The sequence below is a fragment of the Xanthomonas sp. SHU 166 genome (assembly GCF_000364685.1).
Classification (GTDB): Bacteria; Pseudomonadota; Gammaproteobacteria; order Xanthomonadales; family Xanthomonadaceae; genus Xanthomonas_A; species Xanthomonas_A sontii.
In genome coordinates, this window is sequence record NZ_AQOJ01000416.1 from 1 (window position 1) to 5,865 (window position 5,865).

General features: G+C 70.6%; 6 protein-coding genes. 3 read left to right on the forward strand and 3 right to left on the reverse strand.

The window, feature by feature from the left end:
* Both D180_RS11400 and D180_RS11405 read right to left on the reverse strand, forming a co-directional pair.
* The coding region (locus D180_RS11400) for an AMP-binding protein (protein WP_157835455.1) at positions 1-369 on the reverse strand (369 nt) is incomplete at its 3' end.
* Positions 366-1,022: a thermostable hemolysin gene (locus D180_RS11405; RefSeq protein ID WP_017912894.1), complete on the reverse strand. Its 657-nt coding sequence runs from the start codon at positions 1,020-1,022 to the stop codon at positions 366-368. The genes D180_RS11405 and D180_RS11400, both read right to left, overlap by 4 nt.
* A gap of 288 nt (positions 1,023-1,310) precedes the next feature.
* On the opposite strand from D180_RS11405, the gene D180_RS11410 reads away from it, so the two are divergent.
* The 3 genes from D180_RS11410 (at position 1,311) to D180_RS11420 (ending at position 4,081) form a co-directional block, all read left to right on the forward strand.
* A complete protein-coding gene (locus D180_RS11410; RefSeq protein WP_017911136.1) occupies positions 1,311-1,901 on the forward strand; it encodes a TetR/AcrR family transcriptional regulator in 591 nt (196 codons plus the stop codon).
* 134 nt (positions 1,902-2,035) lie between these two features.
* Complete coding sequence (locus D180_RS11415; protein WP_010344493.1) at positions 2,036-2,695, forward strand: protein-L-isoaspartate O-methyltransferase; 660 nt, start codon at positions 2,036-2,038, stop codon at positions 2,693-2,695.
* 18 nt (positions 2,696-2,713) lie between these two features.
* Positions 2,714-4,081: a TolC family outer membrane protein gene (locus D180_RS11420; RefSeq protein WP_017911135.1), complete on the forward strand. Its 1,368-nt coding sequence runs from the start codon at positions 2,714-2,716 to the stop codon at positions 4,079-4,081.
* Between the two features lie 302 nt (positions 4,082-4,383).
* Here D180_RS11420 and waaA read toward each other — a convergent pair whose 3' ends face one another.
* Complete coding sequence (gene waaA, locus D180_RS11425) at positions 4,384-5,703, reverse strand: lipid IV(A) 3-deoxy-D-manno-octulosonic acid transferase (protein ID WP_017912896.1); 1,320 nt, start codon at positions 5,701-5,703, stop codon at positions 4,384-4,386.
* Between the last annotated feature and the right edge of the window lie 162 nt (positions 5,704-5,865).

Consider the following 5,865-nt stretch of genomic DNA (forward strand, 5'->3'; position numbering starts at 1 on the left):
CGCCAGTCCCGGCTCCGGCAGGCGCAACGCCTCGCCGTCAAGGTCGGCCAGCGCCGGACCCGGCGCCGCGATCAGCCCCTGCGCGCCGCTGCTGGCCAGGGCGTACTGCACCTGCGCCGGGCTGAAGAAGGTCGGCAGCGGCACGTGCACGCCGCCGTTCAGGCGGATCGCCAGATCCAGCAGCAGCCACTCGGGGCCGTTGTCCAGGCGGCTGGCGACGCAATGCACCCCATGCCCCTGCAGCGCATCGGCCAGGCGCTGGGCGCGCTCGAGCAGATCGCGCTCGCGCAGCGCCCCATCGGCATAAAGCACGCGCGCGTCGTCGCCGCGCAAGCCGGCCAGCAGGTCGGCGACGCCGGGCGTGCTCACGGCGCCCCCGCCAGGCAGGCGCGGAACGTGGGCAGCACGCCGTGGCGGGGTTCCGCCTCGCGTTGCAGGAAGGCGTGCCCGGCGGCGATGTCGCCGAACATCAGCCGCGGCTGCGCCGCGTAGTAGTCGCCCCAGTCGCTGGGATCGTCGCGCAGGTCCTGGCCGCGCGCCTCGCCCAGCTCCACAGTGGCCAGGTGCAGGCGGTCGAAGGCGTTGCGCAGTTGCCGGGTCGCCACGAACAGCACCCAGCGCAGGCCCGCGCCATGCAGGGTGCAGGTCAGCGCGCGGATCATCGCCCGCGCGTCGCCGGCGTGCTCGGCGGCGAAATTGCCCACCTCCACCAACTCCGTGCGCACCACCCGCCGCGGCATCCGCTCGGCGATCGCCAGCTCGGCCGGCTGCGCCAGGTACTGCTCGACGAACAGCGGACCCTCGCTGGCGCAGCGCAGCCCCAGCGCGGCCTGCAGGCGACCGTCGGCGCCGTGGTAGGCGAGCAGGTGCGGAAGAAAGCCGCGCAGGACCGCGCCGTAGCGCTCGTGGTAGACCCGGGCGATGAAGGCTTCCACCTGCGCGCGATCGGGATGCAGGGCATCGACCAGCACAGGATCGGCGAAGCGGAAACCGGAAGCAGCGGAGAGGGGGACGATGGCCATGGCGGCATCGTCGGGGCAGTCGATTAGGCGACCATGAGCCCGATGTTAGGCAAATGTAAGCCGCGCATAAGCAAAGCATTGGATGCCGTGGCCCTGCGGCCCGTGCCCGCCGGCGCACTGCGCAGCCCGGCCCCACACCCGCCGAACGCAGCGTCACAATAATGAACCAGCGGGTCTAGTATAAATATCGAACCGACTGGTCTAGTATTGCCACCCATGGTCAGCAAATCGTCCGCCGCCTCCGCCAAATCCTCCTCGCGTCCCGCCGGGCCCGGTCGCCCCAAGGACATGGGCAAACGCGCCGCGATCCTGGAAGCGGCACGGGAAATGTTCACCGAACTGGGCTTCGGCGGGGTCAGCATGGACGGCATCGCCGCCCGCGCCGGCGTCTCCAAGCTCACCGTCTACAGCCACTACGGCGACAAGGAAACCCTGTTCGCCGAAGCGGTGCGCGCGCAATGCCAGGCGCTGCTGCCCGACGACCTGTTCGGGCACGCCCTGAAAGGACCGCTGCGCACCCAGTTGCTGGACATCGGCCAGGCCTTCTTCGCCATGATCAGCAGCGAGGCGGCGATGGCCACCCACCGCATGATGCTGACCCCGGGCACCGGCGACGACCACGTCCGCGAGATGTTCTGGAATGCCGGTCCCAAGCGCACCCAGCAGCACCTGGCGCAGTTGCTGCAGGCCCACGTCGCCGCCGGCGCGCTGGACATCGCCGACCTCGACCTGGCCGCCTCGCAGTTCTTCTGCCTGGTCAAGGGCGAGCTGTACTCGCTGATGATGTGCGGGCTGTGCCGCGACGCCAGCCAGGAGCGGATCCGCGCCCATGTCGAGGCCAGCATCGACTTCTTCCTGCGTGCCTATGCGGCGCGCTAGCCCGGCCGTGGGGCTGTCCGCGACGGCCGATGACTTCCGGCACTGCGCGCCGGACCGTCCGGCGGCGATGCTGCGGCATACGCCCGGCCTCCGTGCCGGCTAAAATGCCCGGCCCTCCGCGTTGGATGCCCGAAATGACGATCGACTACTCCCAAGCCCGCGAAAAGATGGTGGAACAGCAGGTCCGTCCCTGGGACGTGCTGGACCTGCGCGTGCTCGACGTGCTGTCGCGGCTGCCGCGCGAGACCTTCGTGCCGCCGGCCCACCGCGCCGTGGCCTACGCCGACCTGGAGATTCCGCTGGGCCACGGCCAGTTCATGATGAAGCCGGTGATCGAAGGCCGCATGCTGCAGGCCCTGGACCTGCAGCCGGGCGAGGACGTGCTGGAGATCGGCACCGGCAGCGGCTTCGTCAGCGCCTGCCTGGGCGAGCTCGGCCGCGAAGTGGTCAGCCTGGAGATCGAGCCGGCCCTGGCCGCCGCCGCGCGCGCCAACCTGGACGCCGCCGGCCTGGGCAGCAACGTCCGCATCGAGACCGCCGACGCCTTCGCCTGGAACAGCGAGCGCCGCTTCGACGTGGTCTGCGTCACCGCCGCGGTCACCGAGATCCCGGCGCAGTTCCTGGCCTGGCTGCGCCCCGGCGGCCGCCTGTTCGCGATCCGCGGCCGCGCGCCGGTCATGGAAGCGGTGCTGGTGCATGCCGAAGCGGGCGCGCCGCGCACGGAATCGCTGTTCGAAACCGACCTGGCGTACTACCTGCGAGGCGCAGCGCCAGTCCCCCAGTTCACATTCTGATCCATCAAGGAAGCCGCAATGATCCGCCGATCCCTCGTCCTGGCGCTGGCCGCCGCGCTGTTTCCGTTGGCCGCCAACGCCACGGACCTGCTGCAAGTCTACGAAATGGCCCGCAACAGCGACCCGCAGTTGGCCTCCGCGGAATCGACCCGGCTGTACGACAAGGAAGGCGAAGTGCAGGCGCGCGCCGCCCTGCTGCCGCAGATCAACGGCAGCGCGTCGCTGCAGCGCAACCATAGCGAAGTCGAGCGCGGCGGCGGCGAACTGGCCGGCACCGGCAAGAGCCGCAGCTACGCCGTGCAGGGCCAACAGACCCTGGTCAACTTCGCCCAGTTCTCCAACCTGCGCGCGCAGAAGGCGCGCAGCCTGGCCGCCGACTACACCCTGGATTCGGCCAACGACGACCTGATCGTGCGCACCTCGGCGGCCTACTTCAACGTGCTGGTGGCGATCGAATCGCTGGTCGCCGCCGAAACCAACGAAGCCGCCGCCAAGAAGCAGTTCGACTACGCCGACAAGCGCCTGGAAGTGGGCCTGGCGCCGATCACCGACGTGCACGAAGCCCGCGCCGAGTACGACCAGGCCCGCGCCGACACGATCAATGCGCGCAACTCGCTGCAGGACCTGTACCAGGCGCTGACCCAGATCACCGGCCAGCCGGTGCGCGACCTGCGCGGCCTGCCGGAGGATTTCCGTCCGCAGCTGCCGGCCACCGGCGGCGACATCGACAGCCTGATCGCCTCGGCGCTGGACAAGAACCCGTCGCTGCGGTCCTACCAGTACCAGGTGCAGGCGGCCGAGGCCAGCGTCTCGGCGGCACGCGCCGGGCACCTGCCGACGCTGAGCCTGTCGGCCAGCGCCGGCCGCGATGCGAACTGGGGCAACAGCGTCTCCGGCAGCGGCAGCACCCCGCGCGCCGACAGCAACACCATCGGCCTGACCTTGAACATCCCGATCTTCGCCGGCGGCGCCACCCAGTCCGGCGTGCGCCAGGCGCTGGCGCAGCGCGACATCGCTCAGGACACCTACGAACTGCAGAAGCGCGCGCTCGACCGCAACACCCGCAACGCCTACCAGACGGTGGTGGCCGGGATCAGCGAGATCGAGGCGCGGCGCCTGGCGGTGGTCTCGGCGCAGGCCGCGTTCGATGCCTCGCAGGTCGGCCTGGAAGTGGGCACCCGCACCGTGCTGGACGTGGTGCAGAACCAGCGCACCCTGTACCAGGCGCAGCTGGCCTACGCGCAGGCGCGCTACAACTTCCTGCAGAACCGTCTGCTGCTGAGCCAGGCGCTCGGCTCGCTGGACGTGGCCGAGGTGCAGTCGATCAACGCGCTGCTGACCCAGAGCGCCGAATCCAAGCTCAACTCCGCCAACAGCACGCAGTAAGCGCACGCACACGCGCTTGCCGCCGAAACGGCGGGCCTTCGGGTCCGCCGTTTTTGTTTATGGAGGCGTGGGGCGAATGGCGGCAGCCTCCTGTGGGAGGGACTTCAGTCCCGACGCGCTGCGCGATGGGAGGAGAGGGACGGCGAGAGCCATGCGTCGCGACTTGCAGGGCACCTCGAGTAACGACGCATGTCATGCGCAGGAGCCGCAGGAGCGGCTTCAGCCGCGACGGGACTTCCCATGAACAGCCCGTCATGGCGATATCCGCTGCGACGGATATGCCCGCGCGTCTCTACGACGCGTCAGTCCTCCACGCCCGCATCGCCCGCCAACGGCGGCAGGTGCGGCGCGATCAACTGCAGGGTCCGCTGCAGCGCGCCGCGGCCGTTGGCGACCAGCGCGCAGCCGGCCTCGGCCATGCGCGTGCGCGCCTCGGCATCGCCCAGCAGGGACTGCAGCGCCGCGCACACGGCGCCGGCATCCTCGCAGATGGCCACCGCGCCGGCCTCGCGCATGCGCCGCGAGATTTCGGAGAAGTTGTGCAGGTGCGGGCCGGTCACCGACGCTGTGCCGACCGCCGCCGGCTCCAGCAGGTTGTGGCCGCCGATCGGTTGCAGGCTGCCGCCGACGAAAGCCACCTGGGCACACGCATAGAACCCCATCAGCTCGCCCAGCGTATCGATCACGAACACCGCATCCTCGGTGCCCGGCCACTGCTGCTGGCGGCGCGTGGCCACGCGCCAGCCCTGGTCGCGCGCCAGCGCCTCGACCTTGGCAAAGCGCTCCGGATGCCGCGGCGCCCACAGCAGCAGCAGGTCCGGCCACTGCCGGCGCAGCTGCCGGTGCATCTCGATCACCGCCGCTTCCTCGCCGTCGTGGGTGCTGGCGGCGATCCACACCGGACGCGTCGCCGGCACGCGCTCGCGGAACGCGGCGACGACCTCCGGCAAGTGCGCAGGCGCGGCGATGTCGAACTTCAGGTTGCCCAACGCGCGCACCTGCTCGGCACGCGCGCCCAGCGCGACGAAGCGCTCGGCATCCTCCTGCGACTGCGCCGCCACGCAGGTGACGGTGCGCAGCGCGCGCCCGATCAACGGCCGCAGCAGCCGATAGCCGCGCAACGAACGCGCCGACAGCCGCGCATTGAGCACGTACACGGGAATGCCGCGGTCGCGGCAGCCGAACAGCATGTTCGGCCACAGCTCGGTTTCCAGGATCAGCGCCAGGCTGGGGCGGAAGTGCTGCAGGAACCGGCCGACGCTGCCGGGCACGTCGTAGGGCAGATACACATGATCGAGCGCGTCTCCCCACAGCGCGCGCACCCGCTCCGAACCGGTCGGGGTGATGGTGGTGATCACCCAGCGGATGTCCGGGCGCTGCGCGCGCAGCGCATTGACCACCGGCGCGGCGACGTTGACCTCGCCCACCGAGACCGCATGCAGCCACACCCGCGGCCGCCCGCGCGCCTGCGAATACGAGGCGTAGCGCTCGTCCCAGCGCTGGAAGTACTGGCGCACGCGGAAACCGCGCCAGACCAGGTGATAGACGGTGACCGGCAGCAGCAGATAGAGCACGGCCGAGTACAGGCCGCGCAGCAGCCGCTCGATGAAATCGTTGCGCATCCGGACAGCATAGCCGGTTGCAAGCAGGCGGCGGCAGACGATCGCCACGCGCGCCGCAGCGCACGCCGACGCGGTCGTGCGCGCGCCCGGCTAAACTTGGCGCATGTCTGCCGCCCCCACTCCGCCCGCGTCCGCCACCCAGGCCGCACCGCCGCCACGCTC